18 protein-coding genes, 1 tRNA gene and 1 pseudogene are annotated in these 16,921 nt (G+C 59.0%); 16 read left to right on the top strand and 4 right to left on the bottom strand.

Annotated elements, in window-relative coordinates:
• Positions 1–48: 48 nt before the first annotated feature.
• Positions 49–3,297, top strand: coding sequence for a type I restriction endonuclease subunit R (locus NG895_RS18635; RefSeq protein WP_252854036.1), 3,249 nt, complete (start codon positions 49–51; stop codon positions 3,295–3,297).
• 201 nt (positions 3,298–3,498) lie between these two features.
• On the opposite strand, the gene NG895_RS18630 is transcribed toward NG895_RS18635, so the two are convergent.
• Positions 3,499–3,939: a restriction endonuclease subunit S gene (locus NG895_RS18630; RefSeq protein WP_252854035.1), complete on the bottom strand. Its 441-nt coding sequence runs from the start codon at positions 3,937–3,939 to the stop codon at positions 3,499–3,501.
• Entirely contained in the window at positions 3,936–6,050 is a 2,115-nt protein-coding gene (locus NG895_RS18625; protein ID WP_252854034.1) for a type I restriction-modification system subunit M, read from the bottom strand. Before NG895_RS18625 ends, NG895_RS18630 begins: the two co-directional genes overlap by 4 nt.
• A 678-nt stretch (positions 6,051–6,728) precedes the next feature.
• Here NG895_RS18625 and NG895_RS18620 point away from each other — a divergent pair.
• The 15 genes and pseudogenes from NG895_RS18620 to NG895_RS30930 form a co-directional block, all read left to right on the top strand.
• On the top strand, positions 6,729–7,040 hold the full coding sequence (locus NG895_RS18620; protein ID WP_252854033.1) for a hypothetical protein: 312 nt from the start codon (positions 6,729–6,731) through the stop codon (positions 7,038–7,040).
• Positions 7,018–7,548 carry a hypothetical protein gene (locus tag NG895_RS18615; protein ID WP_252854032.1) on the top strand — a complete coding sequence of 177 codons (531 nt, stop codon included), beginning with the start codon at positions 7,018–7,020 and terminating at the stop codon, positions 7,546–7,548. The genes NG895_RS18620 and NG895_RS18615 overlap by 23 nt, the downstream gene beginning before the upstream one ends.
• A 105-nt stretch (positions 7,549–7,653) precedes the next feature.
• Complete coding sequence (locus NG895_RS18610) at positions 7,654–7,797, top strand: hypothetical protein (RefSeq protein ID WP_252854031.1); 144 nt, start codon at positions 7,654–7,656, stop codon at positions 7,795–7,797.
• A 7-nt stretch (positions 7,798–7,804) separates the two neighbouring features.
• The gene (locus NG895_RS18605) at positions 7,805–8,032 is read left to right on the top strand and encodes a hypothetical protein (protein WP_252854030.1); all 228 of its coding nucleotides are present in this window, start codon (positions 7,805–7,807) and stop codon (positions 8,030–8,032) included.
• A 423-nt stretch (positions 8,033–8,455) separates the two neighbouring features.
• The gene (locus tag NG895_RS18600; protein WP_252854029.1) at positions 8,456–9,655 is read left to right on the top strand and encodes a hypothetical protein; all 1,200 of its coding nucleotides are present in this window, start codon (positions 8,456–8,458) and stop codon (positions 9,653–9,655) included.
• Between the two features lie 144 nt (positions 9,656–9,799).
• Positions 9,800–10,048: a helix-turn-helix transcriptional regulator gene (locus tag NG895_RS18595; RefSeq protein ID WP_252854028.1), complete on the top strand. Its 249-nt coding sequence runs from the start codon at positions 9,800–9,802 to the stop codon at positions 10,046–10,048.
• On the top strand, positions 10,045–10,242 hold the full coding sequence (locus NG895_RS18590) for a hypothetical protein (RefSeq protein ID WP_252854027.1): 198 nt from the start codon (positions 10,045–10,047) through the stop codon (positions 10,240–10,242). The genes NG895_RS18595 and NG895_RS18590 overlap by 4 nt, the downstream gene beginning before the upstream one ends.
• Positions 10,235–10,768 (top strand): hypothetical protein, encoded by a 534-nt coding sequence (locus NG895_RS18585; RefSeq protein WP_252854026.1) that lies wholly within the window; start codon positions 10,235–10,237, stop codon positions 10,766–10,768. Before NG895_RS18590 ends, NG895_RS18585 begins: the two co-directional genes overlap by 8 nt.
• A complete protein-coding gene (locus tag NG895_RS18580; RefSeq protein ID WP_252854025.1) occupies positions 10,758–11,747 on the top strand; it encodes a DNA primase in 990 nt (329 codons plus the stop codon). The genes NG895_RS18585 and NG895_RS18580 overlap by 11 nt, the downstream gene beginning before the upstream one ends.
• On the top strand, positions 11,744–12,625 hold the full coding sequence (locus NG895_RS18575; protein ID WP_252854024.1) for a DnaB-like helicase C-terminal domain-containing protein: 882 nt from the start codon (positions 11,744–11,746) through the stop codon (positions 12,623–12,625). Before NG895_RS18580 ends, NG895_RS18575 begins: the two co-directional genes overlap by 4 nt.
• Complete coding sequence (locus tag NG895_RS18570; RefSeq protein WP_252854023.1) at positions 12,612–13,037, top strand: helix-turn-helix domain-containing protein; 426 nt, start codon at positions 12,612–12,614, stop codon at positions 13,035–13,037. Before NG895_RS18575 ends, NG895_RS18570 begins: the two co-directional genes overlap by 14 nt.
• Positions 13,038–13,162: 125 nt before the next feature.
• The gene (locus tag NG895_RS18565) at positions 13,163–13,444 is read left to right on the top strand and encodes a hypothetical protein (protein ID WP_252854022.1); all 282 of its coding nucleotides are present in this window, start codon (positions 13,163–13,165) and stop codon (positions 13,442–13,444) included.
• A 94-nt stretch (positions 13,445–13,538) separates the two neighbouring features.
• Positions 13,539–13,757: a hypothetical protein gene (locus NG895_RS18560; RefSeq protein ID WP_252854021.1), complete on the top strand. Its 219-nt coding sequence runs from the start codon at positions 13,539–13,541 to the stop codon at positions 13,755–13,757.
• Position 13,758: 1 nt separating this feature from the next.
• Positions 13,759–14,325 carry a hypothetical protein gene (locus tag NG895_RS18555; RefSeq protein WP_252854020.1) on the top strand — a complete coding sequence of 189 codons (567 nt, stop codon included), beginning with the start codon at positions 13,759–13,761 and terminating at the stop codon, positions 14,323–14,325.
• A 208-nt stretch (positions 14,326–14,533) separates the two neighbouring features.
• Positions 14,534–15,922: pseudogene (locus NG895_RS30930) on the top strand (tyrosine-type recombinase/integrase); the annotation flags it as partial.
• 275 nt (positions 15,923–16,197) lie between these two features.
• On the opposite strand, the gene NG895_RS18550 reads toward NG895_RS30930, so the two are convergent.
• Positions 16,198–16,269 (bottom strand) — tRNA-Gly (locus NG895_RS18550).
• A gap of 74 nt (positions 16,270–16,343) precedes the next feature.
• Positions 16,344–16,856 carry a hypothetical protein gene (locus tag NG895_RS18545; protein WP_252854019.1) on the bottom strand — a complete coding sequence of 171 codons (513 nt, stop codon included), beginning with the start codon at positions 16,854–16,856 and terminating at the stop codon, positions 16,344–16,346.
• Positions 16,857–16,921: the final 65 nt, after the last annotated feature.

Below are 16,921 nucleotides of genomic sequence, written 5' to 3'. Positions count from 1 at the left end.
CAATAAGCTGTTGATACGTTTCAACCCCTAGCCGATCGGTAAGCCGCCATGGCAGCGGAACCGTACAACGAAGACTCTCTCGTCCAACGAACCACCGCCGAGTACCTGGAGTCGGACCTCGGCTGGAAATCGGTCTACGCCTACAACAACGAGGACTTCGGCCCCAACAGCCTGTTGGGCCGCGATAGCGACCGCGAAGTGGTGCTCAAGCGGACGCTGCGGGAGAAGCTGGTCGAGTTTAACCCGGGCCTCCCCGATACGGTGTACGACGACGCGGTGCGGCAGCTCACGGCCGTGGTGGCGTCGCAGTCGCTGGTGGCGACCAACGAGGAAAAATACGCTCTGATCCGCAATCGCGTGGAAGTCTCTTACCGAAACGAGGAGGGGGAGCGAGTCCGCGAACGGCTCCGCGTGATCAATTACGACGATCCACTGAAGAACGATTTTCTCTGCGTTCGTGAGCTCTGGATCCGCGGCGATCTCTACCGCCGGCGGGCCGACATCGTGGGCTTCGTGAATGGCCTGCCATTGTTGTTCATCGAATGTAAGAACATTCACAAGAACCTAAAGACCGCTTTCGAGCAGAACTTTTCGGATTACCTCGATACGATTCCGCATTTGTTCCATCACAACGCCATTGTGATGTTCGGTAATGGCGACCAGGGAAAAATCGGCTCGCTCACCAGCCGCTGGGAGCACTTCCTCGAATGGAAACGGCTGGCGGAGGGAGAGCCCGGCGTTGTCGATATGGAGACATTGCTCAAAGGCATATGCACCAAACAGAACCTGATCGACTATGTCGAGAACTTCATCATGTTCGATACGTCGGCGGGCAGGACGATCAAGATCATCGCCCGCAACCATCAGTTCCTGGGAGTGAATCGTGCGGTGCAATCGGTCCGCGACCGCAAAGCGCTGGATGGCAAGTTGGGCGTCTTCTGGCACACCCAGGGGTCGGGCAAGAGCTACTCGATGGTGTTCTTCACTCGCAAGGTCCACCGGAAGCTTGGCGGCAACTTTACGTTCGTCATCCTGACCGACCGAGTGGACCTCGACTCCCAGATCTACCAGACGTTCGCCGGCTGTGGCGTCGTGGACAACGACAAGGACCCCTGCCGATCGGGAAGTGGCCCGAACCTGACACAGTTGCTTGCCCAGCACAAGAAGTACGTGTTCTCACTGATTCAGAAGTTCAACCAGGAGATTGCCGATGGCGACGCCTACACCGAGCGGGACGATCTTATCGTGATCACCGACGAGGCGCACCGCACCCAGTACGGCACGCTCGCACTGAACATGCGCGATGCGCTGCCCAACGCCAGTTACATAGGGTTCACCGGCACGCCGCTGTTCGCCAGCGACGAGATTACCAAGCGGGTGTTCGGCGACTATGTTTCCACCTACGACTTTCAACAGGCGGTGGACGACGGGGCGACTATGCCGCTGTTCTACGACGCCCGTGGGGAGAAGTTGGGGATCGACGTTGGCGATCTCAACGATCGGGTCGCCAATGTGATCGACAACCTTCAGGATGAGCTTGCAGACGAACTGGAGGTGCAGCAGAAGCTGGAGCGAGAACTAAAGCGAGACTACCACGTGATCACGGCCAGCAGGCGGCTGGAGCAGGTAGCCAGGGATTTGGTGCAGCACTACTCGACCTCTTGGGAGACCGGCAAGGCGATGCTGGTGTGCATCGATAAGGTTACCTGTGTGCGGATGCACGAGTTGATCACTAAGTACTGGGACGAGCGGATCGTCGAACTCGAACAAGAAGAGAGGGCAGCGACCGACGAGCAAGAAGCACTTTACCTTCAGCGACAGATCAACTGGATGCGGGAGACCCGAGCTGCCGTGGTGGTCAGTGAGGAACAAGGCGAGGTAGCCAAGTTCCGCCAGTGGGACATCGACATCACCCCGCACCGCCGACTGGTCAAGGAAGGGATCGAGCTACCCGAGGCCATGCGCAACAAGCCCGAGTTCCGTAACCTGCAACGGATGGACTTGGAAGACGCCTTCAAGCATCCTGACCATCCGTTCCGAATTGCCATCGTCTGCGCAATGTGGCTGACGGGCTTTGACGTTCCGTGCCTATCGACGCTGTACCTGGACAAGCCGCTCAAAGCTCACACGCTGATGCAGGCGATTGCCAGGGCCAACCGTGTGTATGAGGGCAAGAACAACGGCTTGATCGTCGACTACTGCGGTATCCTGAGGCACTTACGGAAAGCGCTCGCCACCTTTGCCGGACATCACGAAGGCGAACCGCCCGAAGAGATCGATCCCGCCAAGCCCGAGGAGGACTTGCTGGCTGAGTTGGCGGAGGCAATCGCGCTAGTACGGCAGTTCCTCGACGAGCGTTCGGCATCGCTGGACGAAGTGAAGAACGCCACCGGCTTCGCTCGCAACGCAGCGATCCGCAAGTGCAAGGAGGCTGCGAACGAGAACGACGAAAGCCGCAAGCGATTCGAGGTGCTGTGTCGCCAAGCGTTTCAGAAATTTAAGGCGTGCCTGACCGTCGATGGAGTGAAAGCCTACCGGCCAGACCGTGATGCGATCAACATCGTTTACAAATCGCTCGAGTCCGATCGCGAGCAGGCGGACATCTCGAGTATCATCCAGCGCCTGCACGAAGAAGTAGACGAGGCAATTGGCACCCGCCCCGAGGCGAGTGTCGAATCGGAGCCTTATGACATCAGCCGAATCGACTTTGATCGACTTCGGCAGGAGTTCCAGCGCAGCAACCGGCAGAACAGCACGGTGCAGGACCTGCGGCAGGCGGTGGAGAATCGACTGCAGAAACTATTGGCGGCCAATCCCCTTCGCACGGACTTCCAGCAGCACTACGAACAGATCGTTTCGGAGTACAACCGCGAGAAGGATCGCCTGACCATCGAGCGGACGTTCGAGGCGCTGTTGAGGTTGACGCAAGAATTGAGCGAGGAGGAGCACCGCGCGATGCGTGAGGGGCTCGACGAAGAGTCGCTCGCCATGTTCGACCTGCTCAAAAAAGACAGCCTGACGCCACGCGACATCAAGCGGATCAAGGAGGTAGCGATCAATCTGCTCGCTACACTGAAGGATGAGAAGCTAAAGGTCGACCAGTGGCGGGACAAAGAAAGCACCCGCGACGGGGTGCATAAAGAGATCTACGACTTTCTCTACAGCGACTCGACTGGGCTACCAGAAAGTTACGAGCCGGAAGAGATTGAAACGATCACGGAAGAGGTGTATCGCCATGTTTATCGGTCGTACCCGTATCTGCCGTCGCCGTACTATTCGCCTACGTCGGCAGCCTAAAGATCGAATCATACCCCGCCGACTCCGTTGAGAATCATAAACAATGTCTGAATTCGAGACTCAACAACTCGACATCACCAGAGCCCGTACGCTGCCGGCTACCACCTTGGAGGCAAGGCGGTCCTACTAGTACCGCCGGGTCTGACCTCGCTGACATTGTCGGCTATTTCGAGAAAATGAAGTCTGCTGGAGGCATGAGACTCAGGTGAACCACTTCTCTCCCAAAGTCGTCTTCAAGCTCGGCGTTGCAGCACCACCACCCAATCCGACCCCACGTATCAAGGGTGTATTGTGAACGAGCAAGTAATAGACGAACAGTGGATCAATGCCATCCCCTGGGACGATGGTGTTGATTTGCTGATTGGTTAGGCAGTCATTCGCTGAAATGGCACACTTGCCGATCGTGTTTCCGATGCAGGTTACCATGACTGATTTCGCCGGAACGAATTTACTGCCATACGATTGTCTTGCACTGTCAGTTACTGTTCGCTCTGTGGACCGACAGTAGTACGTTCGCCAGTCTAGATCTGACGGCGTCACAAAGGAGTACTGTCCGTCGAAGAAAGCTGCGTTGTTGGTGCTCGGCGTCTTGCCCGTCACAATCGCACCGAGTCGGGATATAGCTACTGCAGTGTGGCTCATACCCCCAACTCCTCAAAGTTCTTCTTGATCTTCTTGGCGAGGGTGATCGACTCGGCGTTCAGGTCCTCGAGCTCGACGTGGATGTCGCGCAGGGCCTCCTCAAAGTCAAAATCCTCGTCGACCTCTTCGGGGGCTACACCCACGTATCGGCCGGGGGTGAGCGACCAGTCGTTGGCCTCCAGCGTCGCGCGATCGACCAGCTTCACCAGTCCCTCGACATCGCGGAGCTTGGCTTCGGGGAAGCGTGCCGTGAGCCAGTGCGCTTGCCGCCAAAAGTAGCGGACCTGCTTGAGCTGACTGACAGCCGCCAGGCGGGCTTCGTCGGCCGCCTTGCGGCCACGAATGATGTCGCGAGTCACCCACAAGTCGCTATCCTTAGCGTTGCAGTCATTCTCACAGGCGTCGATCGACCGGGTGGCCAGCTTGTAGACCAGGTCGGCCTGCTTCACCAGGTCGCGGCTCGAGTTGGCCAGCGACTCCAAGTGCTCGGTGAGACCCACCAGCGACTTGGCCGTGTCGGGTGTTTTCTCCCACTTGGTAGCCGCCGCCGCGAGCGCCTTCTGAAATTCTGCCACATCGCTGGCGAACAGCTTCTGTTCCTTGGTGAACTCGTTCCACGATTCGGCATGCGAGGCATCGTCGGCCAATGTGTCGATGAATGGCTCCAGTTGCTCTCGCAGTGCCGCAAGCGACGCGACATAGTCCGGCAGCAGCGTGGCCGTTTCGCCGGTGTCGGTCTCGGCCTCGAAGCATGCCTGCCCTTCGTCGACCGCGCGGCCCAGGTAGTCGGACACCAGCGTCAGGAAGCCGTCGCTATCGCCGCGATACAGGCCGACGATCGCCAGCAGGTTCCGTTCCTGCTCGGGGCTAAAGTCAAAGATCTTGCGGGTGACCTTGCGGTAGATGTTTCGAGCGTCGAGCATCAGCACCTTGTCCTGGTGCTCGGCCGGCTTGTTGCGGTTCAAGAACCACAGCTCGCACGGCACACTGCGGGTGTAAAAGAAGTTGGAGCGGATGGCAATCATCAGATCGACCGCTCCGGTCTCGATGAGCTTCTGCCGCACGGTTTTCTCACCGCCACCGGCGCTCGATGCCTGCGACGACATCACAAAGCCCGCCCGTCCTGCATCGCTCAGGTAGCTGTAGAAGTAGCTGATCCAGACGTAGTTGCCGTTGGTGACTTTGCCGCGGTTGTTCTCGCTCGGCAGGCCGAAGGGCAGCCGCGGGTCGCTTTTGACCTTGGCAGCGTCGATCTCGTCGACGTTGAACGGCGGATTGGCCATCACGTAGTCGGCCTTGCCCAACAGCTCGTGCGGGTCTTCGTAGTAGGTGATCGCCTTCTGAATGTCGCCCTCCAGCCCGTGCACGGCGAGGTTCATCTTGGCCAGGCGAATCGTGGTGGCGTTCTTCTCCAGGCCGCGAAACGTGAGCCGATTGGTCGGGTTCTTGCCCTGCTCCTCGACGAACCGGGCACTCTGCACGAACATGCCACCCGAGCCACACGCCGGGTCGAGTACCGTGCCCGACGTGGGGGCTAGCACATGGGCCAGCAGCGACACGATGGACACGGGCGTGAAGAACTCGCCATCGTCGTGCGCTTTGAGGTCGGCAAACCGGGTGAGGAAGTATTCGTAGATGCGGCCGAACACGTCGCCGGAGACCCGCTTCAGCTCTTCGGGATTGAGGATCCGCAGCAGTTGGCCAAGCACTTCGTTGTCGAGGTCGTTGTAGTCGCCCTTGGGCAACACACCGCGGAGGCTCTCGTAGTCTTCCTCGATCGAGTCCATCGCCTCGCTAATCGCCTTGGCGCGATCGACACTGTCCGGCAGCGCCACCAGGTGGTCGAACTGGGCCTTCTCCTGCAGGAAGATCGCCCCCTTCTCGGAGAAGTCCTCCTTGGTCATCGCCCGACGCTTGCCACCCCGGCTGGGCAGGTTGGCCTCGACCTCATCCTTCACGCGGAGGAACCGGCTGTAGGCATGCCGGAGGAAGATCAGCCCCATCACCGGCAGAAAGTACTCGTTGCTGGCAAAATTCGAGTTCGACCGCAAAGTATCGGCCGCCCGCCAGAGCCGCTTCTCGATCGCTTCAATGTGTTCCAGTTGCGCCACAGTTTGTCTCCATTCGATTCGACGAGTTCCGGCGTTTCATGCCGAGGCACCAAGTTTAACACACTCGCCAGCGGCTGTCCGCAGGACTTTGCTAGTATCTGGCGGTCCGGGCGCCGGCATTGCCGATTCCTACCAGCGTGGCGTGGCTTCGGTTTGATTCGCCGCGATGCCCAGCAGAGCGCTCAGGGCGATGCCAATAGGTGCGCCAGTGGGAACGACTGCCTGCAGATGAACTCATCGGCAGGACGACCAACTCCAAGAGGGCACAACCGCTTCTGACCAGGTCGACTGCAAGTGAAACGGCGATCAGTGGGATAAGATCGTCGACGGGTGCGTCCGCCTGGGCGGCTACCGTCTCACGAACCACGCAAAGCGCTGCAGCTTGCCCTTCGTCTTCATACGCGGTGAGCCGGCGGGAGTTCTGCACCAGGCACTCACTATTGAAGTCGTAGTACGGCGCAAGCGACGGAAGACGCTATTGCTCGTGGATACCGGCTGCGTCAGACATATTGATGATTCCCCAAAAGGATGTACCTGCGGTGCCGTGCAACAACCGTGACCGGCTGGTGGGGCAAGATTCGCGAACAGAGAGCCTGAGCGGCAGACATTGGCAAGACAGTTGCCGGTTGTCACGGTAGAATTGGGAACAAGGCGGGGAAATTGGATAAAGGTAACACAATGGCCTGGGACCACGGTGGACGCTACTACACTCGCAGCCGCAAGGTGAATGGTCGCGTGATGCGCGAGTATGTCGGTGGAGGTGAAATGGGCGCGATGGCTGCCGAGTTGGATGCTCTGCGGCGAGAACAACGTGAGCAGGAGCGAATGCTCTGGAAAGCCGAGCAAGAAGAGCTTGCCATGTTCGATGAGCAAGTGGCAAAATGCTGTGAGTACGGTGAGGTGATCGCTGCCGCGGCGATGACCGCTGCAGGGTTTCACTTCCATCGTGGCGAATGGAGACGACGTCGTGACCAAAAATGTCCTTCCTGAGTATTACGAGTCCAACGACAAGTTGATGGCTATCATCAAGCGAGCTCAACAGGGCGATTCAACGGCCGTCCCTGCGGTTCGGGATATGCTGGATCGGGTCCCCGAGATACGCCGAATGATGGGCGGCGAACTGCAAGAGATTGTCGACACAGTTGTCAGCCGCTCACTCGGCGGCGGCGAGGACTTTGCGTTTCACGAAGCCATTCAGCGAAAACTACAAGCTCTTCGCGATGAACTTGGAGGCCCTAACCCCAGCCCCCTGGAACGTTTGCTTGTGGACCGCATCGTGGCCTGCTGGTTGCAGGTGCAGGAGGCCGATTTCCGCATGGCCCAACTGAAGGACTGTTCGGCAGCCCAGGCGAGTTTCTTCCAAAAGCGGCAGGATCGGGCGCATCGTCGCTTCTTGGCGGCCGTCAAAACACTAGCCCAGGTCCGCAAGATGGCGCTCCCTACACTGCAGGTCAACATCGCTGAAAATCAACAGGTAAACAACGGGAATACTGAATAGCTAACTTTCGGGTAGGCAGACTCGGGTTGCAAACCGGCCTGCCGAGCAGTCTGAGCCGTCGCGTCCCCCTCCGTCAGCCTGGCCCGATCAACGGAGGGATTTCTAATGTCAGGATCTATGCCGAATCCGGCAGACCTGGATAATCTGTTTCCGGGCTCCGATGTACAGTTGCGGGAGTTCGTAAACTGGACCAATACGGTTGGTCAGGAGCTTCAGCGACTGACATCACTTACTCTACTATCCGTCTGAGCTGCTGGTGTCCTGCAGTGACAAGCTGCACAACGCAAGGTCGACCGTCGCAGACCTGCACCAACTCGGTGGCGAGCTGTGGGAGCGATTCAACGGCGGTAAGGAGGGTTCACTGTGGTACTATCGCGAGTTGGTCATAGCGTTTCCTGTACGCGATCAGCATGGGCCGCTGGTCGATGAGCTAGATCAAGTTGTGTCGATCATGGAGGGACTGGCTGGCTTGGAGTCCAGCTAAATCAGCCTATACATACTGTGTACTAAGCTCTTGGCAGCGCTTGCGGCTGGCGGCGATTCATGGTTGGGTCGGCGATTGAATGGGTAGCCTCTGCGAAGCACTAGGGTAACATGTTGGCAGTGGGAAGGTGCGTCTGGGTAGCAAGCCTGGTAGCCTTACGGGATTGAATTGACGCAACATAATGCAACAACCGAGGGCAGGCCGGCAGCCGCAACTATTGTCAGTAGAGTCCTGCAGTAGCCTGGTGGCGTCTGCAAGCGGCTTTCTGCTTTGGGGGTGTTGCATCGAACAGCACACGGACAGTTCGGGAGGTTGCGGCTGGGTGGCCACCTAGCTGCGGCAAGCGGCTAGGGCCAGCACGGGGAGTTTTTGCCTTTCACCCCTGCAGGCTCCGGCCGACCCGGACACTTGAAAGGCAAATTCATGGCGGACAAATCGCCGCTGTCCAAGGCGTTGGACCAGGCTGCCGAAGTGTTTGACTTGGCTTACTCGTTAGGCCGACAGTTTCAGCAAGAGCATCACTTGCGACGTCTGGGGATCATAGTTGAGGGCAAGTCACTGCGCGATCAGAATCTAGAGAAGATCAACGAGTTCATCACAGCGACATTGAACGCGCGCGACTTGATTGAAAACCCACCCGACGTGTTTGAGGCCATAGCCGAGCAACTTCGCAAAGCAGCACAACACGCCCGCGACTTCCAGCAGTTGGGCGAATCGAGCGTTGCGGAGCAATGGGACAAACTGATTCAGATCGCCCAAGACGGCTACCTAGCGGTCGAACAGGCCATTGAAGCAATGTGGCGGGACGGCCCCAGGGCATCTTCGGAAGAATCGCCCGGTGGAGTGAATCAAGAATCTGAACGCACCCCGGCCGCTGCAGGTGGCATACCCGATCCTCCGCCCAAGAGCGAGGCTCCCATCTTTACAGGCGACCTACACCAACTTCATAGTCTCTCGGACTGGATCCACGATTTTGAGCGGGCGTCCGTCTGTCGTGTCGACGGGTATGACCCAGATTCCGAGTTCGATGTCGACTATAGGAAGCTGAATGCGGTACTTGCTCATGGTTCCGAGCACCTTGGCTGCCTAAACATCGTAGAAGCCCAAAAACTGAGCCAATTGATCGCCGAACTGCAACTTGATACCGCCTGCTTGATCGCAGGTGGTTTGGAGGCAGCTGTTGACCCATCTGCGGATTTCTTAGCCGCGTATCGCAGCTTGAATCTAAAGTTGGCGAAAGCAACAACTTACATCCGCTGGCTGGGGCATTCGACCCGCGATGAACTTCGATCGATTGAATCTGCACACGAAACAACGGTCCAGACCGGTGAAGCCATTGGGACGACACCAGCGGCGCGCACTGGTGCGGCCGCCGAAGCAACTGGCACGAAGCCCAAACCCGAGTATCCAAACCCGCCAACCTACGCCCGTGACAAGTGGTTGTACGAGAATATCGAGAGTTGCTCGTTCACGGACCTGCAACTCAAGTTAAAACAAGTTGCCAAACGAGAGCGCTTCGTCATTATTACATCGCGTCCCGGCATTAAGAAAGCAGCTGACCGTTACGCCACTTTTCACCAGTTGCCAGTCCGTCGGTTCCCCACCAATTCGCCGGGGGCGTAGCGAGGGTGCAACTCAAGCCAGTTGCACCCCAGTTGCACCCCAGTTGCAACTCGCTTCGACACTCTCCACACGCAATAACTCCTATATGCAAGCGGCAACGGTTGTCGCCTGTGTGTTGCACAAGCAACCCTAGGAGTTATTGCGATGCGTGTTTCTGATTTGTCGGCCAAGCTGGCTGACTCCCTTGGCCAGCAGCGGCGGTACCTGGATGCCGATGGCTGCTCGACTCGTTACGACTTCTCGACTGAGCATTGGCGGCGGCTCGTCGATGCAGGCAAAGCGCCACAGCCGACGCGGTTCGGCCGGCTTGTTCGGTGGTTCGTTCCTGAGCTCGAAGAGTGGGAAGCGGCCGGCTGTCCTCCCATCCGCCAGGTGAAAGGGGGCAAGCGATGAACCGCGACAAACTGCGTGAAAGGGGCACGGCCACCAAGTCGGCCGGCATGGCGCGGATCGTGGCGGCGCTAAGCGCCACGACGCCGACCTCCGAACTACCGGCTGCAAAAGTGAAACCGCACCGACGGCAATCGATGCGGTTTCTGTTCAATCGACTCTCCCCGGATTTATGGAAGGAATCGAGTGATGGGTAAGCTTACGGATATTCTAGCCGCCGGTGGGTTCGGTGGCGACGATTTTGATTCTACGTGGAAGCGTACCGAAGCGGCAGGGGAGTTTGATCCGCTGCCTCCCGGCGAGTACTTCTGCCACGCCACCAGCGGCGAGTTGGATACGAGCAGCCGCGGCACGCCACGCTACAAGCTGGCGTTCACGGTGCTCGTCGGCCCGGCCGGCGATGAATCGCATACCGGCCGCATGGTGTGGCACGATCTGTACCTGACGCCGGCCGCGCTGCCGATGGCGAAGCGCGACCTGCTGAAACTGGGTATCGACGAACCGGCCAAGATGGAACAACCGTTGCCGCTTGGCATTCGCTGCCGGGTGCGTGTGGCATTACGTCGCGACGACGACGGCACCGAACGGAACCGTGTGGTGCGGTTCGAGGTGGTCGGTATCGACAATCCCGAGCCGGACGCGTTCGCACCGACGGACGCGGCGGCGATCTCCAACGGCGACTACTCGGCGTGGCCGCAGGAGGAGGGGCACCATGATGGCTGAGCATGCGAGCTATGGGTTTCGCATTCTCGGCAGTTGCGCGGGCGAGCGGCGGTTGGTCGATTGGCCAGCCGCCCTGGCCGGCTACGCCGAGTGCGACGAGCGTGCGGAAGTGGACCGCGAAGGCTACCTGAGCGCGTTCACCTACCCCATTGAGTTCCGCGACTATCTGACCACCCATCGCACCACCAAGGGCTACAGCGGCCCGTGTGGCGGCGACTGGCTGTGGTGGGACATCGACGCCGACTGCGACTTGGAGCGCGCCACAAGCCACGCACGGCGCTTGTGCGCGGGCCTGGTCGAACGCTACGACATCGATGGCGATACACTGCTGGTGTTCTTCAGTGGCGCGAAGGGCTACCACGTTGGATTGCCGCTGTCGCTCTGTAGTACGCCTTCAGCATCGACGGCGTTTCACCAAGTCGCCAAGTACCTGGCCATCCATTTGGCCGAGTCGATGAACGTGGCGATCGACGTTGGCGTGTACGACCGAGTGCGAGCGTTCCGGGCGCCCAACAGTCGGCACCCGAGAACTGGCCTACACAAGCGACACCTGACGCTCGACGAGTTGTTGGGGATGAAGCTCGACGCGGTGTTGCGATTGGCCAAGGCGCCCGAGCCGTTCGATCTGCCGGACAATCCGCCGGCAAACGACCGACTGGTAGCCGACTGGCAAACTGCCGCCGAAGCGGTGGAATATGAAGCGGCCGCCTTGGCCGAGCGTCGGGCGGCGTTGCGAGCATCAGGCGGGGCAGACGCCACGCTGAATCGGGTGACGTTGGAGTTCATCCGCGCAGGTGCCACGCATGGGGATCGGCATCGACTGCTGTTTTCGGCCGCTGCCAACCTGGCAGAGTTTGGCTGCCCGGCGCCGCTGGCTCTTGCACTGCTGACCGAATCGGCGCTCGACAGCGGCTTAACTCCGTCGGATGTGCGGCGACAGATCGAATGCGGCTTGGATGCCGCAGGGGGTGCCGTATGAGTGCAAAATACTCCACCGCCAGCGACGCGATAGCCAGCTGGCGCGAAGATGTACTGACCGGCACCAAACCGCCACGCTGGCCGCTGGGCGACGGGTTCGACGACGTGGAACTCGGCCCCGGACTGGTGCTGCTGTTGGGCGGTGCTCCCGGTGCCGGCAAAACGGCGCTCGCCATGCAATGGACGCTCGATGCTTTGCGGATCGATCTCGAACTGCGGGCGCTGGTAGCCAACGTAGAAAGCTCGCCGCGGGTGTTGCTCGACCGGCAACTGGCGCGGCTCAGTGGGATTCCCTTAGCTGACATCCGCGACCGTCGGCTGGACGAACAACACGGTGATCGACTCGCCGTCGCGTTCGACATCCTCGACACGGTTTCAGATCGACTAGCGTTCCTCGAAGCGCCGTTCAATCTGGAGAACGTAGCAGCCGCGGCGGATGCCACCGACTCGAAGCTGATCCTGCTCGACTACGCGCAGCGTTTCGCAGCCGATAGCGACAACAAACGGCACGAAGTGAACCGCCTGATGGATTACCTGCGCAAGTTCGCCGACGCGGGCTGCGGCATGCTGGTATTGGCCGCGGTAGGTCGCACAAAGAACCGCCAGGGCCAAAGCAGCTACGATCCGGCCGGCCTGAACCTGGCCAGTTTCCGCGAATCGAGCGAATTGGAGTTCGGCTGCGACTCGGCCTACATGCTGGCGCCCGATAAGGACGGCGGCCGCACGCTGGCATGCCTGAAGAACCGCCACGGCGAGCCGGCCGACGTGTCGTTGAGGTTCGATGGTTCGCTACAGCGGTTCGAGAGCGCCAACATCTGGAGGCCTGAGGACTTCGACGTGTCGCACTTGTGGCAGGGAGGCGACGATGCCGCAGAGTGAACCGGGACGACTCGCCCCGCTGCCACCGCCGATGCATTCGCCCAAGCCGAAGTCGGGCCAAAGAGGCGAGAATCGCAAGCCGACCGATCGCCGCACCACAGCGGGCCGCTTCGCCGTGCTGAACGAGTTCGTCGATTGCAGCCTGGCAGGGCTTACCAAGTCGGAACTGCTGGTCTGGCTGGTGTTGTATCGCGACACCCGTAGCGGCGCCGCTCGCACCGCCCAGAGCGACATCGCTCGGCGGTCGGGCGTGTCGATCCGTTCGGTGCAGACGGCCATCGCCAAGCTGGTGACGCGCGGCCTGCTGAAGTGCGTGCACCGTGGCGGCCTGAACATCGGCCCCAGTCGCTATCGAGTGCTGCCATCCCGCAGCGACGAAACCCCAGGGCCACTGACGAAGGAGGGTTCGTAAGTGCTTACGAAAAAAGGCGTCGCCAGCCTACGAAGCACGGTTCGTCCATCCCATAAGGATTCCATAAGAGTGAATCCACTTACGGGCTGCGCCCGTGGATTCACGAAGAGCAGAAGGGGCCACCCGTGAACATCACCGCCGAACTCGCCGCGTTGTGGGAAGCGACGCCCGTCGTCGCGCCGACGCCGCCAACTACGTCGTCGCCACCGTCGACCGATCGACTGCCGACATTGCCTCCCAAGCTGCAATGCCCCCTCGATCACCGCCAGCCCGAGCATTGGGAGTATGGGCCGGACCGCTACCGCCGCCCAGGTGTGCATCGAGTGACCTGTAAGCGTTGCGGGCGGTTTCACGGGTACACGGCACCACCGAAGCCATCAAAACGACGACACCAGGTACTACTTTGACAATGAGCGATCCTTACCAATGGGAACAACGAATTTGATGGACTCCCTATCTACAAGCTTGCATTCACTCCCCGCAACATGTAACGTAGATTACATGCCAAGAAAACAGGAACCGCCGACACCGATCACCGACGCGCTGCGAGACGCAATAAACAGTTCGCCGCTGTCGTTTGCCGCCCTGGAGCGCGAAACCGGCGTACTCCGCCAGGTACTGATGAAGTTCGCCCGCGGCGAAGCGGGGATGCGGCTGGACTCGGCGGACAAGCTGGCGGTGTATTTTGGGTTGGAGTTCTGTCCACGAAAGGACCGCTGAGATGGCAGTGGACCAACCGAGCAAACTGCGGGACTATTTCGCCTTTTGTCAACGTGCCCCAGACGATCAATGGAAGTGGCACCCAGCAGTATTGCAGATTCGCACACATTTTCGCTTGATGATGGAGGCGATGCTACTTGATAGTGTTAAGTTCGGTCGATCTAGCGTTTCCGAGCCCATCGATTTAGCTGAACACGTACAAGCAGAGTTGGCTACCTGCGGAGCCTTGATGCTGTGGAAACTAGATGAGAGCCATCGAGTCGCTTATGAGCAACAAAATGCTGCATTCTCTGGCGTATGGGCCTCTCTTTTCTTGGAATTGCAAAAAGAACTGCAATTGCACACCTCCTTACAACTTCCGCCTCCGCCTGAAAATCGCGACGCTGTCCGACATTTCATTAACAAAGTGTATGAACTCTTGAGCTCCACCGACTACGCGGATACTGAGAACACGACTCTTTGCATGTTTGCAGCGAGAGACTTGTACCCAAAATCTGCCTGGAACACCCTGGGAACACTGGGGACCGATGTTGAAGTGATCATGGACCGACTCATGCATATCTATTGAAATACTGCGGCCGCAAATTACGGAGTTTTGAAATTGCCAGAATCTACAAGCAAACCTACACCAAGCCGCTCCCTAACGGCGCCGAGCTGTTCACCCGCAAGGGGCAGGAGTTCGCCCGTTGGACTCCGAAGCGGGGCAAGCCTCGCTCGGCAGTCGAGCTGGCTAATTGCTCTGGGTTGGAGCTAACCAGATTGAAGGAAAATGACTGATGGCTACCGTCTATCGCAAGACCGTTACACGCAAGCTTCCTGTCAACGCTGAGTTGTTTGTCCGAAAAGGACAGCAACTCGCCCGGTGGAGAGATAGCAAGGGCAAGAATCGCACCGCACCTGTCACGACTGGGCGCGATGGTGCACCACGCATCTCGACCGAGGCGGGCACTTATACGGCCAAATACCGTGATGGCGACGGCGTTGTACGCGAAGTCGCTACTGGTTGCCGCTCGAAAGATGCGGCGAAAGCGGTCCTGAACGAGTTGGTCGAGCGTGCCGAGCGGGTGCGATCTGGGATTGTGTCCGCTTCCGACTACGCGGTCCGCGACTGGCAGTCCGCGGCAATTGCCAATTCATTTGATGAGTATATCTTGTCACTTGAAGCGCAGAAGTCCTCCGCTGATTACATTGCCAATATGCGGTATTTGGCCACCCGTGTTTTTGAGGAAAACCGCTGGCGAACACTGCGGGACTTGTCGGCTAAACCCTTGGTGGCTTGGCTGACTAAGTGCACTGCAGAAGGAATGGGTGCCCGTACTCGCAATCAATATCTGCAGGCCGTCAGGCAGTTTGCCAAGTGGTGCGTCAACGAGGGGCGTTTAGCGTCTAACCCATTTGAGCGAATCTCAAAGATGGACGAGGCTTCGGATCGTCGTCGAAAGCGTCGCTCGCTGACGGTGGCTGAGCTTGAGCGGCTGTTGTATACCGCCCGCTGGCGCCCGCTGGCAGACTACGGGCGACAAAGCGAAGCCAAAGATCGAGACGATGTTAGGGGGAAACGAGATACCTGGAAGTTGGCAGCACTGTCATTTGACGATTTGCCGGCTGCCGTGGAACGAGCCAGACAACGGTTATCGGACAACCCAGCGTTTGTCGCAGAGCTGGAAGCGCGGGGGCGTCAGAGGGCTCTGATCTACAAGACGATGGTGTTGACGGGGCTTCGTCGCGGCGAGTTGGCATCGCTTTGCCAAAGTTCCGTTGTTCTGGATACCAAAGTCCCCCACTTAATCCTGGAAGCAAAAGATGCCAAGAACCGACAACGTAGCGAAATCCCATTGCGACCCGACTTGGCTTCGGATTTGAAGGACTGGGTGTCCGACCGCAGGCGGAACTCTGCTGGCGGAACGAACGACATCTTGCAGTTTGACGGCCCGGGGCAATCCTCTAAACCAATTCCGCTGTTTGATGTGCCGAAGCAACTTGTGGGTGTTCTCGACCGCGATCTCAAGGCTGCCGATATTCCCAAAGTGGACGATCGCGGCTGCAGCGTTGACGTACATGCATTACGTCACACCTATGGATCGCTATTGTCGGCAGGTGGTGTAGCACCACGGACGGCGCAAGCGGCGATGCGACACAGTTCAATCGACTTGACGATGTCTGTTTACACTGACCCACGGGTGCTCGATGTTGCTGGTGCGCTCGATGCACTACCTGCTCTACCGCTCGACCACGACCCCACGGAGCGGGAACGTGCCGCGGCTACTGGAACGGATGGTCGCCAGCACAACGCCCAGCGAACGGTTGCACCAATGGTTGCACCAAAAACTGGCCAGCAGAGCATATTCGAGGCAACTGCTGACAATCCGCCGAATCGTGGCGATGCCCTCAGCGCAAAAAACACCCCGGAAAAACCAACGGTTTCCCGGGGTTCGCGAAGAGCGGGAGACGGGATTCGAACCCGCGACGTCCAGCTTGGGAAGCTAGCACTCTACCACTGAGTTACTCCCGCATCTTGTGTATCGTAATCCAGCGACGATGCTTCTGGCAACTGGCGTGCTGCAAATTCGCAGCCGGTGAACGGGGTTAACCAGGCATCCATAGACTCAGGCCAAGCCCGGCCAGTAAGGCGACCACCAGCATCAGCACAATCCACAACACAAAGACAAACAACAAGTTGCAAAGAAAGAACTGCAGGGCGAATTTCAACACGCTGCTAAAAGGTAGCTTCAGGTCCACGACCCGTACGTTGGCCAGGTTCGTGTCGCGGGCCGTTGCGGGCGCAGGAGCTTCGGGAGGCTCAAGGGCCATCGCCGGAGGGGGCGTCGAGATTGGCGGGGCGGAACCCGCAGACCGCTTGTCGTGAATGACAATCTCCGGAACTTCCTCCTCGATTGCTTCCGCCTGACTGGGCAGTGGTGGCTCTGGCGGAGCTGGCGGAGCCGACAGCGTTGGGGGAGGTGGCGCAGACGGTGCGGGAGCTTCTGGAGCTACCAATACCGGCTGGCCGCACTTGGGGCAGGGGAGCGTTTGTCCGGCGTGGGTATCGGGTGCCTTGATCGGCGCCTGGCAGTGGGAGCAGTGAAACTTGATGGGCATAGCGACAAGCGACCAGAAGGCGAAATTCGAAGTGGTTCCTTTTCCATTAAGTTCGCTGGATGGGC

Source organism: Aeoliella straminimaris (genome assembly GCF_024054565.1).
GTDB classification, from domain to species: Bacteria; Planctomycetota; Planctomycetia; order Pirellulales; family Lacipirellulaceae; genus Aeoliella; species Aeoliella straminimaris.
This window is presented reverse-complemented; position numbering and strand designations above follow the sequence as displayed.